Source organism: Chitinophaga pollutisoli, assembly GCF_038396755.1.
Classification (GTDB): domain Bacteria; phylum Bacteroidota; class Bacteroidia; order Chitinophagales; family Chitinophagaceae; genus Chitinophaga; species Chitinophaga pollutisoli.
The window spans coordinates 5,124,986-5,148,912 of record NZ_CP149822.1; the positions used below are offsets into that span (position 1 = coordinate 5,124,986).

Consider the following 23,927-nt stretch of genomic DNA (forward strand, 5'->3'; position numbering starts at 1 on the left):
CAATTCTATAACACTATAACAAATGGAACTATCACTCAAAAAAATGACCACACACAAGCCACTCGGTTACTTGTCAGGCATCCTGATGTTGGCTGTATTATTATATAGCTGCTCATCTCCCCAGGCTGGCCCCCCCAGCAGGGTCCCCCGCAGTTGCCCGTAATGGTGGTTACTTCGGCCCCGGCTACCACTTACCTGGAGTTTCCCGCTTCGCTGGAAGGAAAGGTGAATGTAGACGTGCGCCCGCAGGTATCCGGCTACCTCGAAAAAATATTTGTAGATGAAGGCGCTTATGTAAAAGCAGGGCAGCCATTGTTTAAAATAGATCCGAAGGTATATGCCGAACAATTGAACAGCGCCTCTTCTAACCAGCTTGCAGCGCAGGCTAACGTTGAAAAGGCGCAGGTTGAAGTGGACCGCCTGACCCCTCTGGTGGCCAGCAACGTGATCTCTGAGGTACAGCTAAAAACGGCGAAAGCAAACTATGAGGCAGCAAAAGCCGCTTTGGCCCAGGCCAGGGCAGCAGCAGGCAGCGCGCGGATCAATGTAGGCTATACCCTGATTACCGCGTCGGTAAGCGGTTACATCGGAAGGATCCCCTATAAGGTGGGCGCCCTCGTAAGCAACGCCGATGCCCAGCCCCTTACGGTGCTTTCCGAAGTACGTGAAATGTACGCTTACTTTTCAATGAGCGAAGCGGACTTCATCACATTCAAGAACAACTTCCCCGGCAAAACGCTGGAAGAGAAACTGAAGAATGCACCTCCGGTTGAACTGATACTGGCAGATAACAGCACGTTCACTGAGAAAGGAAAAATAGGAACGATAGACGGGCAGTTCAATAAGACCACCGGCGCCATCACATTCCGCGCCACTTTCCCCAACCCCGATGGCGTACTGCGTACGGGCAATACGGGCAAAGTAAGATTTGCACAGGAAGTTCCCGCTGCTATCACCATTCCGCAGGAAGCTACGTTCGAGATCCAGGACAAAGTGCTGGTATACACCGTGGCAGACAGCAACAAAGTGGCCAGCAGGCCCATCAGGATTTTCGGAAAGACTGCCAACTTTTATTATGTAAGCGACGGGTTGAAAGCAGGCGATAAGATCGTGCTGTCCGGAACCGGCAATTTAAAAGACGGGGCAGTCATCGCACCGCAGCCGGTACCGGCAGACAGTGTGCTTCAATCAAAAACATTGTAAGTAACAGGCCATACTTTGCTCGTAAAGTATGACATGCAAGCATCAAATTTTACTTACGATCTAAAAGTGAATTTATCATGTTAAGAACATTTATATTAAGGCCGGTGCTTTCAACGGTAGTGTCGATAATCCTGCTATTATTGGGCATTATCTCCTACTTTGCCCTGCCTGTTACGTTGTTTCCCGACATCGCGCCGCCCAGCGTGACCGTGACGGCCGTCTACCCCGGCGCCAACGCTGAAGTAGTGGCCCGGTCCGTGGCCAACCCAATAGAGGAATCGGTGAACGGGGTGGAGAACATGACCTACATGACCTCCAACTCCAATAACGACGGCAGCATGGTGTTGACCGTCTATTTCAAACAGGGGACCGATCCTGATATCGCTGCCGTGAACGTGCAGAACAGGGTGTCCAAAGCCACCAGCCAGTTACCCGCAGAAGTGGTGACCGCGGGCATCAGCACGCAGAAGGTGCAGAACGGTTTCATTATGTTCATGGGGTTGTATAGCGAAAACCCTAAGGAATACGATGAAAAGTTCCTGCAAAACTATATCAAGATCAACCTGATCCCCCAAATTCAACGTGTGCCCGGCGTAGCGCAGGCGCAGATCTTCGGCGCCAAGGACTATTCCATGCGTGTCTGGCTGAAGCCCGACCGCCTTGCAGCCAATAACCTGGCCCCGCAGGACGTGTTGAACGCGATCAGGGACCAGAACATCGAATCCGCCCCCGGCCGTTTGGGCGAAAGCAGCTCGGAGACCTTTGAATTTGTATTGAAATACAAAGGCAAACTGAGCCTGAATGAGGACTACGAGAATATTGTCATAAAAGCCAACAGCGACGGCTCTATGCTTCGTTTGAAAGACGTGGCCCGTATAGAATTCGGAGCGCTCAACTACGGCGCGAATAACCTGCTGGATGGCAAACCGGCCGCTGGTTTTGCTATTATTCAGACGGCCGGCTCCAACGCCAATGAGATCCTTGATAACATCGAGCATCTGCTGGTGGATTTTAAGGCCACGCTGCCTACCGGCGTAAAGACGGTGGTGATGTACAACGCCAAGGACTTCCTGGACGCCTCCATACACCAGGTTCGTGAAACGCTCGTGATCGCATTTTTGCTGGTGTTCCTCGTGGTATACCTGTTCCTGCAGGACCTCCGCTCTACTTTGATCCCTGCTATTGCAGTGCCGGTGGCCATTTTAGGCACATTCTTCTTCCTTCAGCTGTTTGGTTTCAGCATCAACCTGCTCACCCTGTTCGCACTCGTGCTGGCAATCGGTATCGTGGTGGATGATGCGATAGTGGTGGTGGAAGCGGTGCACGCCAAAATGGAACATACGCGATGGCCCGCAAGAAAAGCCACCCTGAAGTCAATGGATGAAATATCAGGAGCCGTTATTTCCATTACCCTGGTGATGATGGCGGTATTTATACCCGTTGGTTTTATGGAAGGCCCCGCAGGTGTGTTCTATAGGCAGTTTGCATTTACGCTGGCCATCGCTATCATGATCTCTGCGATCAATGCATTGACCCTGAGCCCCGCGCTGTGTGCCCTGTTCTTAAAACCTGAACATGGTGAGCATGGCCAGAAGACAGGATTCGGCAGCCGTTTCTTTAACGCCTTCAACGCCGGTTTCCGTTCTATGACCAACCGGTACATCAAGAGCCTTAATTTCCTGATCAAGCGGAAGGCGATTGCCATCGGTCTGCTGGTTATTGTAGCCATCGTATCTTTTATATTGGTTCAAAAGACGCCTACCGGATTTATTCCCACGGAAGACCAGGGCTTTGTATTATATGCCCTGAACACGCCTCCGGGCAGCTCTTTGGACAGAACGCATAAGTCTACGTCAAAAATAGACGAAAAGCTCCGCCAATTCCCATCGGTGAAACATACCTGGACGGTGGACGGCTTTAACTTCATCAGCAATGCCGCCGCATCTCCTTATGCCGCAGGGTTTGTACGCCTGAAAGACAAAGAGGATAGAGGTGACGTGGATAATATCGACCAGATCACCGGCATGATGTATGGACCGGCAAGCGAGCTGAAAGACGCCAGCGCCTTCTTCTTCAACTTCCCGACGGTGCAGGGTTTTGGTAACGTGAGCGGTTTTGAGTTCATGCTGCAGGATAAACAAGGGCGCCCGCTGGACCAGCTGGGCAACAACGCCTGGGCCTTTATCGGCGCCCTGATGCAAAGACCAGAGATCGGCGCGGCATTCACCACCTTCTCCGCGGGTAACCCCCAGTACAAGGTAGAAGTGGATAATTTTAAGGCCAAACAATTGGGCGTATCCGTCAGCGATCTGATGCAGACCATGCAGATTTATTACGGCAGCAGTTATGTTTCGGACTTTAACCGTTTTGGAAAGTACTATCGTGTGGTAGCGCAGGCTGATATACCTTATCGTACAGACATCCACTCGCTCGATGGAATTTACGTGAAGAACAGCCAGGGTGAAATGGTGCCGGTGAAATCGATGGTGTCGCTGAAACGTGTATATGGTCCCGAAACGGTAACCCGCAACAACATGTTCAATGCCGTTACCATCAATGGTACACCCAAGCCGGGTTATAGTACGGGTGATGCCATCAAGGCCATCGAGGAGACTGCAAAAACGGCGTTGCCGCAAGGTTATGGATACGAATGGACCGGTGCCACCCGCGAGGAGATCAAAGCCGGCGACCAGCAGATCTACATCTTCCTGCTCAGTATCATATTCGTATACTTCCTGCTGGCAGCCCAGTTCGAAAGCTATGTGTTGCCGCTCGCAATTATCCTCACCATACCGACCGGTATCCTTGGTGTATTCGCCTTCATCGGATTTGCCGGCCTGGACAATAACATCTATGTACAGATCGGTATGATCATGCTGATAGGCCTGCTGGCGAAAAACGCCATCCTGATCGTGGAATTTGCCGTGCAGCGACGGCGCAACGGGATGGGCCTGCTCGAATCGGCGCTTGCCGGGGCAAGGGCCAGGCTTCGTCCTATCCTGATGACTTCATTCGCCTTTATCGTAGGTTTGATACCCCTGGTATTTGTGCAGAAAGGCTCCGCAGTGGGTAACCACTCCATTGGTTATAGCGCCATCGGCGGTATGTTGACCGGTGTGATCCTGGGTGTATTTATCATTCCTGTGCTGTATGTGATATTCCAGTTCTTACAGGAAAAAATAACCGGCCGCCCCGGCTTAAGAGTTTATGAAGAAGAGATGGAAATGGAAGAAGCAACCGTATAAGTAAAATCAAGGCAATTATGACGCAATATTCAAAATACTTAATAGCTATACTCACGGCAGCGTCGTTTGCGGCCTGCAAAGTCGGGAAAGACTTTCAGCGGCCGGAAACCCCGCTGCCCGCGCAATTCGGCAATGCGGCGGCGGGAGACAGCACTATCGGTGCCGCCCCGTGGAAGCAGTTCTTCCCCGATCCTGCCCTGCAGGAATTGATCGGAAACGCCCTCAACAGCAATTTCGACCTGCAGCTGGCGCTCAAAAGGATCGAAGCCGCCTCTTCCTACGTGAAACAGGCCAAAGCCGCCCTTTTGCCTTCCATCAACGCGAATGCGGCCGCCAATACCTCGTTTCCTTCCAAAAACAGCCTGAACGGGTTGAGCCTCAATAACTTCCTGCAGACAGACCATATCGAGGACTATACCCTCAGCCTGGGCGTTTCATGGGAAATCGACATCTGGGGCAAAATCCGCCGGCAGAAGGAAGCCGCGCTGGCACAATACCTCCAGACGTACGAAGCGGCCCGCGCCGTACAAACGGGCATCGTGGCGCAGGTAGCCAACAGCTACTTCAACCTCCTCATGCTCGACGCGCAGCTCGACATCGCCAAACGCAACGCTACGCTGAGCGACACCATCGTGCAGATGATCCGCATGCAGAAAACGGCCGGAGAAGTAACCGAACTGGCCGTTCAGCAGGCAGTGGCCCAGCAGCAGCAGGCGGAACAGCTCATCCCGCAGCTGGAGCAGGCTGCAGCCATCCAGGCGAACGCTATCCGCATCCTCATGGGGCAATTGCCCGGTGATGTTTCGCGCAGCGCAACGCTGGACCGCTACCAGGTATGGGACAGCCTGCAAACAGGCGTTCCGGCCGAAGTGATCGCCAACCGCCCGGACGTGAAAGCCTCCGAAATGGGCCTGAAAGCCGCCAACGCTAATGTAGGCGCCGCGCAGGGGGCCATGTATCCCTCACTCAGCCTCACGGCCAACGGCGGCCTCAACGCCTATGAGATCGGGAAGTGGTTCCAGGGGCACTCGCTATTCGGTACGCTGGCCGGCAACATCGCCCAGCCGGTATTTAACCAGCGCAGGCTCCGGACCCAGCTGGAAGTTGCGCAGAACGAACGCGACCAGGCCGCCATCCGGTTTAAGCAATCGGTAACCGTGGCCGTCCGTGAGGTCACCGACGCACTGGTGCAGCTGGAAAAGCTCCAGGAGCAGCAAACCATCGCCGGATCGCGGCTCACCACCACCCGGCAGGCCGTTAACAACGCCCGGCTGCTGTTCCGCAGCGGCCTGGCCAATTACCTGGAAGTCATCAACGCCCAGGGCAGCAGCCTGCAAGCCGAACTCACACAGGCAGACATCAAACGGCAACGCCTCACCGCCATGGTTGACCTTTACCGGTCGCTCGGCGGCGGCTACCAATAAACCGGTTTCCCCGGACAGATGATAGCAGGTCTATTCAAAACAACAGACAGGTTGTGAGGAAGAAATGCACAGGACGGCTATCATCTGTACGGGAAATATCCGGGAAACAGTAAGTACATCACAACCGAATGGGTATGATGACGGCGGACAGATGATAACCCGTCCGCGAATCAAAAGATAAATTGGAAGACAGTAAGCTCAAAGGCAGTTATCATCTGTTTGCGGTTATCGCTCTTCATGAACATCAGGTTGTACCGGCGGGAGAAATCCTGCCGGTTTTTTTATATATCGGGAATAGACAATATAATGCACGGCTGCCGGAAAGCCGGTGGAAATGGTAGGTTGCGGTATGGTTACGGCAGGGTTACGGCAGGGTTATGGCAGAGTTACGATATGGAAAACGCAGGGATAACGCATCCAGGGACATACAGTAACCCTACTGTTACTGTACTGTATCCCTACTGTATCCCTACTGTAACTGTACTGTATCTATGCTGTAAATTGCCTGTGGATATGGCGTAAAATACCCCTTTATGCCTGAAAAGCACACCGGCAGGAAGATTCCTGCCGGTTTTTTTCGTCGTTACGGTTTAAGACCCAATAACGGGATTTGATGTTTTCGCAAGCCTTGAAAAGTTCGCGGGTTTGCTCAGTTTTGCGAATCGGTTTATATCTGGAAACACTTCTCTAAATAGTACCGGCAGGCATTGCGCCTGCCGGATTTTTTGATGGCTACCTTCCTTACGTTTTACAAATCCTTTCTTGCGGTAATGACCTGCCGGGAATTTACAAGGGCAATTTTGCGGAAAACCGGCAGGCAAACGCCTGCCGGACCTTGATTCTATATGACTGCATGCTTAAAGGATGTAATAATCGGCTGTTTCTTCCTGCGGCGCCAGTTCGGTATCCACCGGCATGATGTCCTCTTCGGAGATCTGTAACAGGTCGCGTTCCACTTTGCGCGCGATGGTGGTCATCGGCGTGTCGGTAGGTTTGTTTTCGAACGGGTCCTGCAGGTTGATGGCCATTTTCTCGATCAGGAGGAAAGATGCTGAGATAGCGGCTACAAGCGGTACTTCCACGATACCCAGCGAGTCGATCAGTGCGAATGGCAGAAGGAGAATGAAAAATATTACGGCAAAATGGGTATAGAGAGAATAGGTGGCCGGAAAAACGGTGTTTTTGATCCGTTCGCACTTGCCCATGGCGTCGCAGAGGCGCGTGAGGGTGCGGTCCAGCTCGATTTGCTGGTATGGATTGAGCCATTCCTGCTGCAGTGCGTATTTGATATCGCGGCTATGCAGCTGGAGGATGCCGGCGGGTACGTTATCGTACTTCGCCAGGTGGTTCAGTTCCCTGCGGGAGAGGAGCCGCTCCAGGCCGCGCAGGGGATCCTTCTTGCGGAGGCTTTGGCCCAGCGCGTAGTTCCAGGCGATCTGCCTTTTGATGAAATGCTGGCGGAAGTGGCGGAATTCTTCCGAGTCGTCGCCGTCAACGATCGACATCATCTGTCTTGCGAGCGAGCGTGAATCGTTGACGATGGCGCCCCAGATCGTTCTGGCTTCCCACCAGCGGTCGTATGCCTGGTTGGAGCGGAAGGCGAGGAGCAGTGATAATACGGTGCCCAGTACCATCGGGACCGACAGCGGGATGGATATTTCCTTGATCCCATATTGGTAGTACAGCATATTGATAATAAGCGTGTACACCGTAACGGCGAGTATTTCGTATTTAATCTTTCCGAAGATGTACCCTAACGGAATTCCTTTCTTCAGTAACATACGCTGTGTTTTTTAGGTGAGTCATACCTGCACGCCGAGCAGGGCAGAGATGGAAGCCGGAGCGGTTACCACCTGCCTGGGCGCCGTAAGCCTGAGCTTGGAAACGGGCAGTTTCGTGTGGCGGAACAGGCTTTCGGGGTTGTAGCTGTTTTCGCCGGCATGATGATAATGCAATTGATCGGGAACGGCGATGCGGTCTATTTCGTGGGCGCGGATGAAATTGCGGAGCGCAGGGGCGGTGGTGCCGTAAAAGAATTCCACGTTGATCTGGCTGAAAGCCTGGGAATAGCGGTTCTTCATTACTTCGCAGGCTTCCCGGAAATCGTCCGGAACGGAAACGTAGCGGTGGCTGCGGCTGAAGGGCCAGCAATCGAGCAGGGAGTCGGGCAGGCGGAGCGCATGCATGAGCGTGATGCGCACGGGGCCTTCGGTTTGGGTTGCCAGGTGATGAAGATAGCTCAGCGAACGGATGCTGAGATCGGTAGGAATCATGACGTTTTGCATACGGTTTGTTTTGAAAGCAAAACTATGGCGGGGTGGTTAAGAAGGAGTAAATCCGGGATAAGGATGTGGTGGCAATCCGGTAAGAATCTGGCGAACGCGAGGTAAGAATCCGGTAAGATTCTTTACCGGCAGGAGGTTTTACGGTCTTCAGCCCTTATTTTTGAAAGGATCAAGATGCATGCAGTATGAGAATTTTGCTAGTTGAAGATGAGCCGGCGGTGGTTTCGGTGATTTCAAGGGGATTGACGGAGTCGGGATATGAAGTGAGCGTGGCGCCGGACGGGCTGCTGGGCCTGGAAATGTCGCGGAGCAACGATTTCTCGCTCATTATCCTCGACGTGATGCTGCCCGGGATGAACGGGATCGAAGTTTGCCGGCAAATCCGCGCGGAGAAGAACGGAACCCCCATTCTCATGCTCACCGCCCTTTCCACAATCGATAACGTGGTGATGGGGCTGGATTCCGGGGCGGACGATTATCTCACCAAACCGTATAAATTCCAGGAACTGGAAGCCCGCATCCGCTCGCTCGTCAGAAGGCAGGGAAACGGCGTGCAAACCAAGGCAGCTCCCCGCAGCGCCAACATCCTGCGCCTGGGCGACCTCATCCTCAATACCGATACCCGTCAGGCGAGCCGTAACAACCGTATCTTCACCCTCACGGCTACTGAATACCGCCTGCTCGAATACCTGCTGTCCAACCCGCGGAAAGTGCTCTCCAGGGCCGAAATCCTCGAGCATGTCTGGGGTATCGACTTCAACATGAATACCAAAGTAGTAGACGTTTATATTAATTACCTCCGCAAGAAAATCAATAAGGAATCCGAACCGGAGATGATCCACACGATCGTGGGGCATGGGTATATGTTAAAAGAAAACGTCACCGATGAAGATCAGTAACAAAATCATGCTCCTGTTCTCGGTGCTGACTTTCTCCATCATTCTATTGATGAGCTTTTTCGTGTATTACCTGGCCAACCGCTATTCTTTCGGGGATTTCTACAAACGCCTGGAGATCCGCGCCTACCTGACCGCCAACGCGGCGTATCCGCCCAATGGTACGGATACGACGGCGTATAACATCATCCGCGACCGCCACCTCGAAAAACTGCCTTCGGAAGAGGAATACATTATTCCGGTGGAATATGCGGCCGGGAGGTTCGTGCGCCCCGCCAGGCCCAACCTGCCCTACGCCTTTTACGATGAAGTTGTGCGCCAGGGGCACAATACCTACCGTTATAAAGAACGCTTTTTCGCCGGGATCCTCATCTCACATGGCGGCGGGCGGAGCATCGTGGTCGTTTCCGCCGTGAACGAATACCGCGGGCAATACATGGCCGAGCTGCGCAAGATCCTGGTCATCTGCTTCGCCGTGGCCGCCGCACTGATCGTGGGGGCGGGGGTATTCTTCTCCCAATACATCCTGGCGCCAGTGCATCATATCATGCAACAGGTGAAAAGCATCAGCTCCAATAATCTTCACCTCCGCGTTAGCACCAAAGCGGGGCAGGACGGGCAGGATGAAGTAGGGGAACTGGCGGGAACCTTCAACAATATGCTCGACCGGCTGGAAACGGCTTTCGAAACGCAGAACAATTTCGTCAGCAATGCCTCCCACGAACTGGGGACCCCGCTCACCGCCATTATCGGGGAAGCCGAGCTGGCCCTCCGCGGCGAGCGCGACAACGAAAGCCTCCGCGCTTCCATCTCCCGCATGCTCACCGAAGCCGAACGCCTCAACCACATCACCCGCAGCCTCCTCCAGCTCGCCCAGACCGGGTTCGACGGAAAGAAGCAACATTGGGAGCTCATCCGGACCGACGAGCTGCTGTTTGCCGTCAAGCAAATGACCGATAGGCTCAGTCCCAACAACCACGTTTCCATCGATTACAGTCTTTTCCCCGAAGAGGAAGACAAAATGAGCATCATGGGTAATTTTCAGCTGCTGGAGCTGGCTATCACCAATATCGTGACCAATGCCATCAAATATTCCAGCAACCAACCGGTTTCCCTGGCGCTGGCGGCGACCGATACCAAAAATATCGTGATCGTGAAAGACAACGGCATCGGGATCCCCGCGCAGGATTTGCCCTATATTTTCAGTCCGTTTTTCCGCGCCAGCAACACCAGCCGGTTCGAAGGGTACGGCATCGGCCTGCCGCTTACCAACACCATCATCCGGATGCACAAGGGCGAGATCATCGTGGAAAGCCGGATGAACGAGGGTACTGAAATCAGGGTGGTATTGCCTTCCGTGGGATAAATGGGGGCTGCGCCTTTCATCAAAAGTTATCAGACTTTTCTCCGGCGATGCGTATATTGTTTTCGAACAATGAAATAGCTCCCGATTATGCGTATTCTTCGATTTTTCATGCAGGGCATGTTTTTGCTGCCCTGTGTTGCTGCCGTGGCGCAGGAAACATGGCAATTCCGCGATGCCCTGTTCGTAGGCAGCCCGCAGCGGTACGGCCGCGAAGCCATCTATACCGATCCCCTGGCTTACCGCCTTTACACCCACACGCTGAAAGCCCCGAAAAACGGAGACGCTTTCGACGATAAGCAGTCTTGGCAGGCGGTTACGGCCGACAGCGCCCATCGCCTTTTCCGCCGTGGCGGTGGAAGGGGCAGTTTCGGGCGGGGCGGGTATTTTTACCTGACTTATCATTCTGACAAGGCGCGTACGGCGCTGCTCAACATCCGTGGGAACAGCGGGCTGTACTTCAACGGCGAGCCGCATACCGGCGACCCTTACAATGCGGGCTGGCTCTACATCCCGGTGAGCCTGAAAAAAGGCCTGAACGAACTGTACGTGCGCGGCGGCATGATCACGGCCAGCCTCAGCTTCCCGGAAAGTCCGGTACACCTGCAGGCGGCGGATGCTACCTTGCCCCATATTATCGCCGGTAGCGGAGCGGATACTTTGCAGGGTGCTTTGGTAGTGATCAACGGCTCGGCCGGGGCAACCCGGCAATTGCGGCTCCGGGCAGTGATCGATGGTAAGGAAGTGGTGACGGATGTACCGGCGGTGCCGCAGATGTCGTCCCGCAAAGTGCCTTTCTCGTTTATCGCGCCGGTTGTGGATGCGCCTGGAAAGGTAGAATGCGTGGTGACGTTGCTGGATAGAAACAAGGTGCTCGACGAAACGAAGATCATGGTGGAAGCCGTGGCGAAAGGCGCGCAATACAGCCGGACCTTCACCAGCGCGATCGACGGCAGCCTGCAATATTATGCAGTGGCGCCCCAGGTGGGAGGTCCGCGGAAAGGGCAGGCGCTGTTTTTGTCGGTGCACGGAGCCGGCGTCGAAGCGATCGGGCAGGCGAGAGCTTACCAGCCGAAAGATTGGGGAACGCTGGTGGCGGCGACGAACCGCCGGCCGAGGGGTTTTAACTGGGAAGACTGGGGAAGGATCGACGCCCTGGAGGTATTGGCCATCGCGCGCAAATCCTTCGAGCCGGACCCGCAGCAGATATACCTGACCGGCCACTCGATGGGCGGTCACGGAACCTGGTTCCTGGGCGCCACGTACCCTGCCAGCTGGGCGGCCATTGCGCCGAGCGCAGGGTATCCTACCCTGAAGGGATATGGCTCGGCAGACGGTCTCGTGCCAGACAGCAGCAATGACCCGATGGAGAAAATGTTGCTGCGTGCCGGCAATCAGAGCGATGTGATCAAGCTGGCGCAGAATTACAAGCCGCTGGGCGTATATATTTTCCATGGGGATGCGGACCGCGTGGTGTCTGTGGACTATGCCCGGCAAATGCGTACACTGCTGGGCGGGTTCCATCCCGATTTCGCGTATAACGAATATCCCGGTGGGGAACATTGGTTTGGAGATATCAGCGTCGACTGGCAGCCGATCTTTGATTTTTTCCGGTGGCGCAAACGCCCGGTGGATTCCGCCGTTAATGTGATCGATTTCATCACCGCCAACCCCGGCATCTCCGACGCGTACCGCTGGGCCTCCGTGTACCAGCAGGAACATCCCCTGCAATACAGCCGCATCCGGCTGAAGCGCAACCGGCAGGCGGCTATCATCCAGGGGCAAACGGAGAACGTTCGCCTGCTGAAGCTGGATCTCGGCGACTTCCCGGCGGGATCGGAACTGACAATGCAGCTGGATGGTTCGGAAGTGAAGGTCCGAGCGGCTTCGCAACCGGTATTTTTGTTGCGGAAGGAGGGCGGCTGGCAGCTTTCCGGCCAGCCTTCCCCGGCGGAAAAGGGGCCGCACCGCTACGGTACGCTGAAGGATGCGTTCAACCACCGCATGGTGTTTGTGTATAGCACTGCGGGAACGGCGGAAGAGAACGCCTGGAGTTTCAATAAAGCGCGGTACGATGCGGAAACCTGGTATTACCGCGGCAATGGGGCCGTCGACATCATTGCGGACAAAGATTACAAAACGGAACTGTACCGCGACAGGGGAGTGATCATTTACGGTAATAAATCCACCAACAAAGCCTGGGACCTGTTGTTGTCAGGTGCGCCGCTGCAGATTTCCAGGGATAAGATTACCGCCGGCGGCAACACCTGGACGGGCCCATCGCTGAGCGCATCTTTCGTTTGGCCGTTGCCGGGATCAGCGGTGGCCTCGGTGGGAGTTGTGGGCGGAAGCGGCATCACGGGTATGAAGGCAGCCTATGCCAACCAGTATTTCGCCGGTGCGAGCGGGTTCCCGGATTACATGGTCTATGATGCGGCGATGATGCTTTCCGGTGCGGATGGTGTGAAGCTGGCGGGCTTTTTTGATAACGCCTGGCAGTTGACGGACGCGCACAGTGTAAAGAAAGACTAAATCGTTTTTACATGGGGATATAGAATGCCGGTGCTTTGCGCCGGCATTCATTTTTTGTAGAACCGGCGCAAAACAATTCCCGGTAAAAAAAGTTTTGTTTAATTGCTGCGGAGTTTTACTTTTGCGGCGGAGGAATGGCAGAGCGGTCGATTGCGGCAGTCTTGAAAACTGTTGACTGTAACAGGTCCGGGGGTTCGAATCCCTCTTCCTCCGCAGATATTTCCCGGAAATTTCCCGGGATTTTTTGTTTGTGCATAGTATTGTTATTGCCCGAGTTTATTAATTTCCGTTAGCCCAAAGAAATCCTCCTACTATGAAATTATATTTCACTTTTTACCCCGAAACGCACAATTACTGGCCGGTTTACGATGCGATCAAGAAGTTTTACCCGATTGGCTTGCATCCCAATGATTCCCTGTATTCCACGTATAAAGGACGAAAGATGCTAGGGGATATCCTCGTAGAACGCGTACATGATCCTGTACAGTTTAAAGAATTTTCTGGGTTCTCTGATAAGGTGGGTGCCGCGATGGGATGCGAAGTAATCGGTTGGACATTCGGGCAGGAGCCATCCCTGGCCTTCGAAGTCATCCTCGAAAAAATCGAGCAGCGGCCGGTATCATACGCGAGGAAGTTGTATTTCGCCAAAAGCCTTTTAGGTGATTTCTATACGATCTATGGACTGGAAACGACGACCGTCTGGAAGGAAGACGGCGAGCGCCCCCAGCAATACAGGTCCGATAATGTCATCACCGTTTCCCCGATCGCTGAATTCCGCGAACCGTTTTTGGCCCTGAAACAACTGGTGAACGAACATTTTCCTCATCATAAACAGGTTCCGTTTGGCATACTGCGTATGGTTATGCCCGGACTGCACACTCCGTTTGACGGATTGAATGAAAGCACAGTATTTCACGCCCTTTTCAGTCAGCATTACGACGCAAAGCATCCCTTCAGGGAGCTGGGCGATATGAATTATGCTGCGGATGAATGGTTGAAGGAAGGCGTGACGCTTGAGGACGCGGCGAGGGTGCAGGACCGGTGGGTAGCAAGAAATCCTTTTCCCGACGCGGAGTAATTCCGGAAAAAAGTTTGTGGAATCCGTCCAGATGTATACATTTGCGCCCGGTATATTGGAAATTATCCCTGCTTTTAATCGAAAAAATGGCCCTGTAAACGCAGCGGCTTTCGGGAAAATCAAGATTTCAGTAAACCCGCACATAACGGAGAGGTGTCAGAGAGGTCGAATGTGCCTGACTCGAAATCAGGTGTACTGTCAAAGGTACCGGGGGTTCGAATCCCTCCCTCTCCGCTGATTGTAAATTATAAGGAAAAGGCGCTGTAAATGAAGAGTTTATGGCGCTTTTGTTGTTTTTTTGTTCCCCATGAAAATTAATTCCATGCCTGGTATTCAACTCCATAATCTTCAATCCGCGGACACAAGCCTGATCCATTTGGTTGCTGAATGGTATTTCTCGGAATGGCATCTTCCCATGGATGCAACCAAAACCATGCTGCGGGCCATTTGCGATGATCCGGATCAGATGCAGGTCGTGCTCCTGGCAGGCGGCTCGCCGGTTGCCACAGGCGCCATTTGCCGCCATGTAGGGCTGCAGGATAGGGTGCCCCGCTTCGCCGGATATGCCCCGTGGCTGGCACGAGTGTATACTCTGCCGGAACATCGGAGGAAAGGTTACGGGGAAAAGATCTGCCGGTATTTACAGTCGGCCTGTGGGGAACTGGGGATTTCCAGGCTCTATTTATTTACGGACACGGCGGAGCAATTGTATACGAAGTTGGGATGGGTAGTGATGGAAAGACTGGAAACAGGCGGAAGGGCCCTCGCCGTGATGCAGTTCGGACTTCCCGCCCGGCTTTGAGCCGCTCACCATTTCGTCGATAAAACCCCGCATCCGTCGATGATTACCCTTATTCGCCCCCATCCGTGCAACAAAGTCCCCGCCCGTGCGTCTCTATGACATTACATCAACATTCGCAACCCAATCGGTATGAAACAATTTTTATTGCTTTTGCTTTTATCCCTGCCCTTTTCCGCTGGTAAAGCGCAGGTCCGCCTCACCATACAGCTCGATAAAGGACTGAAAGGGCCTTATTCCGGGCGTTTATTCGTGCATACACTGAAGGACACATCGCAACAATTCAATGACCGCAATATGGCAGAAGAGCCCGCTTTCTCGATGCCAGTAAAAACTGGGTAACGGGAACGCCTGTTGTGCTGCCGCAGGATGCGACGGCCTCCCATCAGGCGCTGGCGGCATTGACGCCAGGGGTTTATAAGCTTGTCGCCATACTGGATACGAATACGAGCGAAAGAGGGAACGGGGCGCCGGGGAACCTCTACAGCCGCCAGGAAGGTTTGCTGCGGATATCCGCAACCGGGACAGGGGAAGGGGAGGTGACGCTCAACACGGCATTCCCGCCCCGCGTTTTCCGGGAAACGGACCTGGTAAAGGAAGTGCAATTCCGCTCCAAACGGCTGAGCGAATTCAGGGGGACAGACATTTTCCTCAAAGCCGCGGTGATCTTGCCGGCATCTTATGCCGCCAATCTCGCGCGGCGATACCCCGTCGTGTATATCATCCCCGGCTGGGGCGGTACCCACTACCATGGGGCCAATCCCCGCAGCCAGCAGCAATACGGCATAGGGCAGGGGAAGGATAAAATTTATGTCTACCTCAACCCTGAAACCCAGACCCCCTGGGGCCTGCATGCCTTCGTAGACTCACGCGTGAACGGCCCCTGGGGGCAGGCGCTCGTCCAGGAACTGATGCCCTGGCTGCGCAGCGAATACCGGATCACCGAAGATCCCCGGAAAACCTTTATCACCGGCCAGAGCTCCGGCGGTTACGGGGCGGTATGGCTCGCATTGCATTACCCGGCCAGCTTCGCCGGCTGCTGGGCCACTTCCCCCGATCCGCTCGACTTTTCCTCCTTCACCGGCGTCAACCTGTATGCGGATACAAATTATTATGCAGACGCCTCCGGTAACGAAAGAGGGATCAATTTCGTAAAAGGCGTACCGCAGCAAACGCTCCGGGAGGCCCGGATGGCGGAGCTTTTCTCCGGTGACGGCGGCCAGCAGCAATCTTTCGAAGCGGAATTCGGTGTGCCCGGTAAGCAGGGGCGCCCCATAGATCTGTTCGATCCGCAAACCGGCGTCATCGATCGCTCGGTGGTAAAAGCATGGCGGCCGTACGACCTGGGCCTGTACGTGCAAAGTAACTGGAAAAAAATCCGGAAAGCCGGCGTGGGCAAGATCACCGTGTACGCGGGAGAGAATGATAATTACCTGCTGCAGGAATCCGTGGCCGCTTTCGGGGCCAAAGCCGCCAAAGCCGGTGCAGACATCCGGGTCGTTTTGATCCCCGGAGCGGACCACTTCACCGTCCGCAGCCCGGAACTGACGCGTGAGATGCAAAACGAGATGGATGCATTGATCGGTAACTGATATTGGCTATAATCGAAGAAAGGCGCTGCACAATTGCGGCGCCTTTTTGTTTTCCGTCATTTTTTATCGATGGAGTGCCCCGCTCATAATCGGCGGGCCTGTTATCCGTCGGCCTTTGCCTGCGTATATCGACGATAGTTTTAACTCCCGACGGGAACCTGGAATTTTACCGGTCAATAAAAATCAAACGATCATGAAATCATGCAAACTGACCGTTTACCTGCTGCTGCTGGCGGGATGCTTCGCATCCTGCAGCAAAAGCGGCGGCGAAGCCGGTCCGGATAAGAAGCCTGTGCCATACGAGCATGGAACTCCGCAAGGCGCCCCCGTCACCAAAACCATCGGTCCGGCAGGCGGCACCCTGCAAACTCCGGAGGGCAACATCTCCGTGGAAATACCCGCCGGAGCCGTATCCGCCGAAACTAATTTCTCCATCCAGGCGGTGAGCAAAACCCTGGAGTCCGCAACCGGCACCGCTTACCGCTTGCGCCCCGAGAATGTCGAATTCAAAAAAGATGTGAAGATCACTTTCAGGTATACGGATGATGATCTCATTGGTACCACCGAAGATGACCTCTATCTCGCTTTCCAGAATGCCGAAGGGTATTGGGACCGGTTCATCATGACCGAAATCGACAAGTCCGCCAGGAAACTCCATGTGCAAACAAAGCATTTCAGCGACTGGACCATTGAAAGGGTGTTCTGGATCGAAAACCATCATAAGAAGACTTCATTGCGTGCCGGGGAAGATGCTGGTTTTCTGGTGTATTTCAGCGATAAGCTGAACGGCGATAAAGTACTGAATACGGCTCTCGTGCCTGATGCCAATGTGGAAACCTGGTTCGTGAACGGCCCCGGCACATTCAATCATACCAATGCCAACGCCTGTGTATATACGGCGCCCGCCAGCATACAGGAACCCAAAGAAATCGCGATAGGCGTCAGGATCAGGAATATGGTCAGCAAACGCCACCCGGACCGCGCCGGCAACGCCGGCCTGGCGATCGTGCAGGTTCCGATACAACTGGTGCCGGACGAATACTTCATCTGGGAAATCGACGGTACGGAACACGTGGCACATGCAACGGATGCCGCACTCCTGGGCACCACTACCAACATCATGGGTACAGGGCTAACGGGGAACGTCTCACTTTTCGTGAACGCCACAAAACCCGGGTCATACGACGTGGGGAGTGCCGTTGAACCGGAGAAATTCAACGCGCAGGTAGGGATTTCCGGCGCTACCGCCGTGATTTATCTGAGTACCTATTACGTGTGCGGCGAAAGCGGCCCCCGTTATGGTTCGGGGAAACTGACGATCGTGGATTACGGCAGCATCGGCAATTACATCACCGGCTACTTCGCCACTACCGTATACACCCCCGTTTCGGATTGCCAGCAAAAGAGTAAAGTAGTGTCAGGCAGTTTCCGGATCAGAAGGAAAGCTTAAACCCCATCCCGCATGAAAGAAACTATCATCAACCCGGTTATCAGGGACGAAGTGACCTTCACCCAAACCGCTGCCCAAACAGGCGGCCGTATTTCCGCGCTGCTCGTGCGGCTCATGCCCGGCGGCGGCACGCCCCTGCATTACCATAAAAATTTCTCGGAAACCTTCTCCGTCGTGGAAGGCTTGTTGACGCTGACCCTCGCCAACCGTAAGCTCCGCCTTTCCTCCGGCGAGAAGTTCACGGTGGAAAAGGGCATGGTGCACCGGTTCTCCAACGAATCCGGACAGCCGGTGCTGTTTACGACGGTCATATTGCCCGGTTCCGCCGGCTTCGAACACGCTTTGCGGGTGCTGTACGGCCTCGCGGCCGATGGGCAAACCGATGCAAAAGGAATCCCCAGGAATCCGCTGATCCTGGCCGCCGTGTCGGATATGAGTGACATGCACCCGGCCGGAATCGCCGTCCTGTTTACGCCGCTGTTTGCACTGCTGGGATGCATCGCCAAGGTGGCCGGCGTGAAGCGGCGGCTGTTTCAAAAATATTGCGTATAAACTGGCGGGAGGTTGCCTTCAAACCTGCAGATTAACCCCAAAACAAAAGCCTGTCGATCGATTCGACAGGCTTTCCTGTTTTTTGGGGTTATTGCTTCTACTTGGATGGTATGCCCTGAAGCGCCAGCGTGATATCGATGTCTGGCAGGATGTAGAGCGTCTCGGCCGGATCGTTGTATTTGCTCATGCCCCAGGTGTGGCGGTTGAGTTTGAAAGTTGATTCCACGTAAATCCTGTCTTTCGTAACGGTCACTTTCGCGGGGATTTGCAGCGGGTGTTCCTGGCCAATCAGCGTGAAATTGCCGGTTACCTTAACGTTCGCCCCGGTAGCGGGGTCTTTGAAAGCCTCGATTTTCGTAATGCGGAAGGTGGCGGTGGGGTAAACGGCCAGGTTGAAGAAGTCGGGGCTCTTCAGGTGGTTGAGCAACTCGGTTTTGGGCGGGCCCGACAGGTCTTCATTATCGATGCTGGCGATGGGAATGCTGAATTCGCCACCAGTGATGAGGGAGCTGCCGTCGGTGAGGAATGTTCCCGTCACTTTAAACGATCCTTTATGGAAATGCGTGGGGGCGCTGCCTTTCCATTCCACGATGGATTTGCTTTCGTCGAGATTGAATTTTTGGGCGATCGACGCTTCTTTTTGCGAACAGGCCGCCAGCACCGCCAGCAGGCCGGCGCCGAAATACTGTTGGAGTTTCATTTGTGTTTTGATTATTTGGTTTCCAGAAATTGAACCTGATATTGTTGGGAGATGGTCTGCACCATCCGGGCGATGGCTTCCATATCGGGGGCGCTGATGCCGTGTCGATAGCCGGCGCGCCGTTGATGGGCGTGCTGAAATCTTCGAAGAAGCGGTACAATGTTCCGGGTGTGATGAGGTTGAGCAATTTGGCGGTGCCGGTCAGAATAGTGAAGGCATGGGGCGTGTTTTTGGGGGCAAAGAGTGCATCGCCGGGCTCCAGGATAGTCACCGTATCCGCCACGCGGACGCTGAGGCGGCCTTCCAGCACGTAAAATGTCTCGTCTTCGTGTTGATGAACATGCAGCGGGGGCTCTGCGCCGCGGGGAAGGGTGAATTCGATGAGCGCCATGGCGTTCTGCGTGTGCTCCGGCGCAATGAGGGTCCTGAAATACCCTCCCTGGTAACGCCGGAAACCGTTGGCTTGTAATGATTCCATTTGAAAATAAATTGTTGAATGGTCAGAAATGGAATGCAAGTTTCGGGGAATTGCGGCGGGCATGCAATTCATGTCGACGGACGCAGGGTTTGATCGCTATACCGCGGGTTACGGCGCCGGACGTACGTTGAATTTCTCCATGCACGCCTGCTTGTAGTTGCGGCCGACGGGTATCCTGCTGCCGGCGATCACCAGGTAATTTGGGTTATAACCTTCCACTTTACTTTCCGGAACAATGAAGGATCGGTGGATACGAATGAACTGATCCATAGGCAACAACTTTTCCACCACGCTGATCTTCTGCTTGGCGATATAAATTTTCTGCCGCGTCACCACCTTGATATAATCTTTGATGCTCTCGATCCAGTGGATGTCTTCTGTGTCCACCTTCACCGTCTGCCGGTCGATCCTTAGATACAGGAAGTGTTTGACGGGCGGCGGCGCGGGCGTTTCGGGACGTTCCTCATACGATCCGGTTTTGCCTTTTACCTGGTGCATGACTTTATCGATCGCCCGGAGGAAACGGTTGAGAGGGATGGGTTTCACGAGATAATCGACCGCATTGAGATCAAACCCTTCCACCGCGAATTCATGGTAGGCCGTGGTGAATATCACCATGGGCGGACTTTTTAGGCTCCTCACCAGGTCGGTTCCCGTCAATCCCGGCATTTTGATATCCACCAGCAGCAGGTCGACTTCATGCCGCTGCAACATCTGGAACGCCTCGATGGCATTGCTGCAGGTGGCTACGATCCGGATTTCGGGGATGTTGGCCGCGTATTTAAGGAGAATTTCGATGGCATGTGGCTCGTCGTCTACGATCAGTGTCCGGATTTGCATGGTCAGGTTTTAGGGTGGGAAGATAAGGTAACCATCATTTCGAGGATAAAGCAGTCTTCTTCGTCGTACCAGTGGAGGGTATGCGCTTCCGGGTAGAGGAGCTGCAGGCGGTGGCGGACGTTCTTCAGCCCGATATTTCCGCCCTGCTTCGGGTTGGGGGCGGGTGCCGGGTCGGGCTTGCTGTTGCTGACTTTCAGCCACAATTCCCCTTTGGCCACCCGCAACTCGATGTTGATCCAGGGATGGTGCATGGTTTCCCCGGCGCCATGTTTAAACGCATTCTCCACCAGCGGCAGCATGAGGACGGGCGCAATCTGCCAGGGCCCCGGTTCCACGTCAATGTTCAGGTTCAGGTCGAGCCGCTCTTCGTAGCGCAGCTGTTCCAGGCGGATGTAATCCTTCAGCACTTCTATATCCCTTTCCAGGAGCACGCGGTCGGCCGTGCATTCATAAATCACATACCGCAGGATATTGGAAAGGCCGAGGATGATCCCCGGCGCCTGGGGCGCATTATTCAGCGACAGGGCGTAGAGGTTGTTGAGGGAGTTGAAGAGGAAGTGGGGGTGCAGCTGCCCCTTCAGGAAGTTCAGCTCCGCCTGCAAGATGGCGTTTTTCCTTTCGTGCCACATGGCGAAAAGGGTGAGTGTAACGCCGATCCATACGACTACATTGCATCTTTCCACGGCATTCACGAAATCGCCTTTGCTGATCAGCTGCTGCCAGCGGTCCTTTTCGAGCTTGCTCCAGGTAAAATCGGGGTCCGACCGGGAATAGAAATCGAAAATGTAGGGATCGGTGATGTATATCTCGGTGAGCCGGTATGCCACCGCCATGGTGGCCATGATGAGGAAGGCGAGGAACACGGCGGCGGGATATTTTCCACTGAAATACTTACGGAGAACGAAGTACTGCAGCAGGTAAAAATAAATGATATGGACGGGCAGCAGCATAAGCACCACCTTGATCCCCAGTTCCCAGGAATCGAATGCGGCGCTGTAGATATAGATCAGCAGTAAAAATGCGAAAATCCAGAATACCAGGTGCGTCAGCAACCGGCCCCTGTTTCGGAATAGCCACGGTACGTCCATAATGCAAACATAGTTCTTGCGGGAAATTGCCGCCCGGAATATTAAAAATAATCATATCCGGTAGACGGAAAACGGTATTTATCGACGAACGGTTTCCGGGGAAGTTATTCGGCGGAGCGGGGAAAAAAATCCAGGTGCAAAATATTGAATATGAATATCCATTCCGGAAAAATACAAAGATGTGCGTTTGGCGGTCATAGGAAAATTGTGGATTTCGGATCATCTTGTGCCGGTTTTAATGACAGCGGAGGAAGAATATGGGGCGTTTTGGGGACAATCTTCGTAAATTAGGGATAGCCGCGGGAACGACAAGCGAGATGATATAAATTATTCTTAATGTTTAATATTTTGGGCTTTAACACAGCGTTTGCAGTGTGATAGCTTTAAGCGCATGGGGAAGCAAAATGACTTAACGGACCAGGAGTTGCTGGAGCAGGCAAGGTCCGGCAGCAGCGCCGCGCTGGGCGTTGTCTACAGGCGATATTCCGGCCTGTTGATCCTCCATGCCCTGGATGTGCTGGAGGACGAGGAGGCCGCGCGCGATGTGATCCAGGAGGTGTTTATCAATCTCTGGAACCGCCGGGAGCACTTGCAGGGGGTCACGCATGTAAAGGCTTATCTCTATACTGCGGTCCGCAACGCTACGCTCAATCATCTGAAAAAGGAGCAACATATCGCAAAGATGTTGGAGGGCTTTAAGGCGGAGTCGGATCGATTGCGGCAGGAGGAGGGGGAGCAGGATACGATGGCGGGGCTTATCCGGAAGATAGAGTCCGAAATCAGCCGGTTACCGGTGAAAATGCGGGAGATTTTCCTGCTCAGCCGCCGGGGCGATCTTACCTATGAACAAATCTCCGCGCAACTCGATATTGCCCCCAATACGGTGCGGAAGCAGGTTTCGAATGCATTGCGGATAATCCGCATGAACCTGCGCCTTTTATGTTCCTGGATTTTTTAGAAAATTTTTTCCATCCACCTACTACTATTTCGGTAAATGGTTGTCTTTGTACAGACGAGCATATGTTACATGAGGAAACATGGATAAAAACGAGGCCAAGCAATTAATCGAAAAATACCTGTCCGGAACCTGCACGCCGGAAGAAAAAGCCTATGTTGAAAAGGCTTATAACCGCATGCCTGCTGGTCAGGCTGGCCGAAGCGACGACCGCTATCAGCGGCTTTCCGGGGAAATCTGGGAGAATATTGTGAATTCGGCTGGCATAAAGCGGCAGGCAGGAAAGCGCAGGCGCCTGGTGTATGTGGCTGCGGCGGCTTTGTTGGCAGGCCTGGCGATAGGGAATTTTTTCCTGCTGCCTGGCGGGGAAACGGAGGATGGCCCTGCTTACGAGCGGATCGCCGATGTGGCGCCTGGCGGGAACAAGGCGGTGCTGGTGTTGGAGGACGGGCGCAAGGTGCCGCTGGATTCCGGGAGTGCAAGCCGGGTAAACCAGTATGGTTCAACGATTACGATAACAGACAGTACGGCCGAATATGCACCGCAACAAAATTCCGCCGACCCCCAAGTCGTGCATGCTGTGGTTACCCCCAAAGGCGGACAATTTCAGCTGAAGTTGTCCGATGGAACGAAAGTAATGCTCAATGCCGCTTCTACCTTAACGTTCGCGCCTAATTTCAAAGGGCATGCCGAGCGTATCGTAAGGTTGAGCGGCGAGGCTTACTTCGAGGTAGCCCACGACGCCCAACATCCCTTTATTGTTGAAACAGATAAGCAACGCGTAAAAGTATTGGGCACACGCTTCAATATTCATTCCTATCCCGACGAGTACGCAGTGACGACCTCACTGCTCGAGGGATCCGTAGAAATCTCCACTTCGCTTAATTCAAGCAAAATCCTTAACCCTGGCCAGGCGGCCACTACAGAAAATGAATCGACCCGAATAGTCGCGGCGGACGAAAATGCCGTTGCATGGACGAGCGGTCAGATCCGGTTCCGGGATGCTGATCTGAAAGCCATACTGCTCCCCGTGAGCAGGTGGTATGATCTGAAGGTGATCTATGAGCGGCCCCCGTCGCCCGAATTGTATACGGGGGGAATTTTAAAGAAGAACAGCCTTTCCACTTTCCTGAAGATGCTCGACAGCCGGGAAGTGCGGTATGAACTGCGCCAGGGGAGGGAAGGCAAAGAGTTAATCATCAAATAAATTAAATCTCCAATTAACTGAAGGCAATTATTGTTTTCCGAATACTACCATTATGGACAGTACATCGTGAATGTGAGCGGGACATCGGGCAGGCCATAAAAATCCGGAAAGCGTTGTTCAGAACGCCCTCCGGAAAGCGTCTGCTGCCAGCAAACCCCTGATGGGGCAAACCTAATACTAACCAGCAAACAACCAAAAGTATGAAAAATAATCATGCTGGCTTTCCTATTGTCTACAGGG

Annotated in this window: 19 protein-coding genes, 2 tRNA genes and 1 pseudogene; 16 read left to right on the plus strand and 6 right to left on the minus strand. The window is 53.9% G+C overall.

The features are described 5' to 3' along the window. Positions 1-162: 162 nt before the first annotated feature. The 3 genes from WJU16_RS21800 to WJU16_RS21810 all read left to right on the plus strand — a co-directional run bounded on the left by WJU16_RS21800 (position 163) and on the right by WJU16_RS21810 (position 5,872). Entirely contained in the window at positions 163-1,203 is a 1,041-nt protein-coding gene (locus WJU16_RS21800) for an efflux RND transporter periplasmic adaptor subunit (protein WP_341835516.1), read from the plus strand. A gap of 77 nt (positions 1,204-1,280) precedes the next feature. Next, positions 1,281-4,448, plus strand: a complete 3,168-nt coding sequence (locus WJU16_RS21805; RefSeq protein ID WP_341835517.1) for an efflux RND transporter permease subunit — start codon at positions 1,281-1,283, stop codon at positions 4,446-4,448. Between the two features lie 17 nt (positions 4,449-4,465). Next, complete coding sequence (locus tag WJU16_RS21810) at positions 4,466-5,872, plus strand: efflux transporter outer membrane subunit (protein ID WP_341835518.1); 1,407 nt, start codon at positions 4,466-4,468, stop codon at positions 5,870-5,872. Positions 5,873-6,729: 857 nt separating this feature from the next. Here the strand turns inward: WJU16_RS21810 and WJU16_RS21815 are convergent. After that, entirely contained in the window at positions 6,730-7,653 is a 924-nt protein-coding gene (locus WJU16_RS21815) for a bestrophin family ion channel (protein WP_341835519.1), read from the minus strand. Positions 7,654-7,674: 21 nt separating this feature from the next. After that, a complete protein-coding gene (locus WJU16_RS21820; protein WP_341835520.1) occupies positions 7,675-8,157 on the minus strand; it encodes a hypothetical protein in 483 nt (160 codons plus the stop codon). 185 nt (positions 8,158-8,342) lie between these two features. Between WJU16_RS21820 and WJU16_RS21825 the strand changes: the two genes are divergently transcribed. From WJU16_RS21825 to WJU16_RS21875, 11 genes are all read left to right on the plus strand, one after another. Further along, positions 8,343-9,056: a response regulator transcription factor gene (locus tag WJU16_RS21825; RefSeq protein ID WP_341835521.1), complete on the plus strand. Its 714-nt coding sequence runs from the start codon at positions 8,343-8,345 to the stop codon at positions 9,054-9,056. Further along, positions 9,043-10,419: a HAMP domain-containing sensor histidine kinase gene (locus WJU16_RS21830; protein WP_341835522.1), complete on the plus strand. Its 1,377-nt coding sequence runs from the start codon at positions 9,043-9,045 to the stop codon at positions 10,417-10,419. The genes WJU16_RS21825 and WJU16_RS21830 overlap by 14 nt, the downstream gene beginning before the upstream one ends. Positions 10,420-10,506: 87 nt before the next feature. Beyond that, positions 10,507-12,948: an alpha/beta hydrolase-fold protein gene (locus WJU16_RS21835; RefSeq protein WP_341835523.1), complete on the plus strand. Its 2,442-nt coding sequence runs from the start codon at positions 10,507-10,509 to the stop codon at positions 12,946-12,948. A 128-nt stretch (positions 12,949-13,076) separates the two neighbouring features. Further along, positions 13,077-13,161, plus strand: a tRNA-Ser gene (locus tag WJU16_RS21840). Between the two features lie 100 nt (positions 13,162-13,261). Next, entirely contained in the window at positions 13,262-14,026 is a 765-nt protein-coding gene (locus WJU16_RS21845; RefSeq protein WP_341835524.1) for a hypothetical protein, read from the plus strand. 147 nt (positions 14,027-14,173) lie between these two features. Beyond that, a tRNA-Ser gene (locus WJU16_RS21850) sits at positions 14,174-14,260 on the plus strand. Between the two features lie 88 nt (positions 14,261-14,348). Further along, entirely contained in the window at positions 14,349-14,828 is a 480-nt protein-coding gene (locus tag WJU16_RS21855) for a GNAT family N-acetyltransferase (RefSeq protein WP_341835525.1), read from the plus strand. A 129-nt stretch (positions 14,829-14,957) separates the two neighbouring features. Then, positions 14,958-15,167, plus strand: coding sequence for a hypothetical protein (locus WJU16_RS21860; protein WP_341835526.1), 210 nt, complete (start codon positions 14,958-14,960; stop codon positions 15,165-15,167). Between the two features lie 14 nt (positions 15,168-15,181). After that, entirely contained in the window at positions 15,182-16,417 is a 1,236-nt protein-coding gene (locus tag WJU16_RS21865) for an alpha/beta hydrolase-fold protein (RefSeq protein ID WP_341835527.1), read from the plus strand. Positions 16,418-16,610: 193 nt separating this feature from the next. Continuing rightward, positions 16,611-17,867 (plus strand): hypothetical protein, encoded by a 1,257-nt coding sequence (locus WJU16_RS21870; protein ID WP_341835528.1) that lies wholly within the window; start codon positions 16,611-16,613, stop codon positions 17,865-17,867. Between the two features lie 12 nt (positions 17,868-17,879). After that, the gene (locus WJU16_RS21875) at positions 17,880-18,419 is read left to right on the plus strand and encodes a cupin domain-containing protein (RefSeq protein WP_341835529.1); all 540 of its coding nucleotides are present in this window, start codon (positions 17,880-17,882) and stop codon (positions 18,417-18,419) included. Positions 18,420-18,516: 97 nt separating this feature from the next. On the opposite strand, the gene WJU16_RS21880 is transcribed toward WJU16_RS21875, so the two are convergent. From WJU16_RS21880 to WJU16_RS21895, 4 genes and pseudogenes are all read right to left on the minus strand, one after another. After that, on the minus strand, positions 18,517-19,119 hold the full coding sequence (locus WJU16_RS21880) for a YceI family protein (RefSeq protein WP_341835530.1): 603 nt from the start codon (positions 19,117-19,119) through the stop codon (positions 18,517-18,519). Positions 19,120-19,363: 244 nt separating this feature from the next. Beyond that, positions 19,364-19,669: pseudogene (locus WJU16_RS26180) on the minus strand (cupin domain-containing protein); the annotation flags it as partial. Between the two features lie 36 nt (positions 19,670-19,705). Beyond that, a complete protein-coding gene (locus WJU16_RS21890) occupies positions 19,706-20,437 on the minus strand; it encodes a LytTR family DNA-binding domain-containing protein (RefSeq protein WP_341835532.1) in 732 nt (243 codons plus the stop codon). A gap of 2 nt (positions 20,438-20,439) precedes the next feature. Beyond that, complete coding sequence (locus WJU16_RS21895) at positions 20,440-21,489, minus strand: histidine kinase (RefSeq protein WP_341835533.1); 1,050 nt, start codon at positions 21,487-21,489, stop codon at positions 20,440-20,442. A 427-nt stretch (positions 21,490-21,916) separates the two neighbouring features. Between WJU16_RS21895 and WJU16_RS21900 the strand changes: the two genes are divergently transcribed. Both WJU16_RS21900 and WJU16_RS21905 read left to right on the plus strand, forming a co-directional pair. Beyond that, positions 21,917-22,483 (plus strand): sigma-70 family RNA polymerase sigma factor, encoded by a 567-nt coding sequence (locus WJU16_RS21900; RefSeq protein ID WP_341835534.1) that lies wholly within the window; start codon positions 21,917-21,919, stop codon positions 22,481-22,483. Between the two features lie 79 nt (positions 22,484-22,562). Then, positions 22,563-23,687, plus strand: a complete 1,125-nt coding sequence (locus tag WJU16_RS21905) for a FecR domain-containing protein (protein WP_341835535.1) — start codon at positions 22,563-22,565, stop codon at positions 23,685-23,687. Positions 23,688-23,927: the final 240 nt, after the last annotated feature.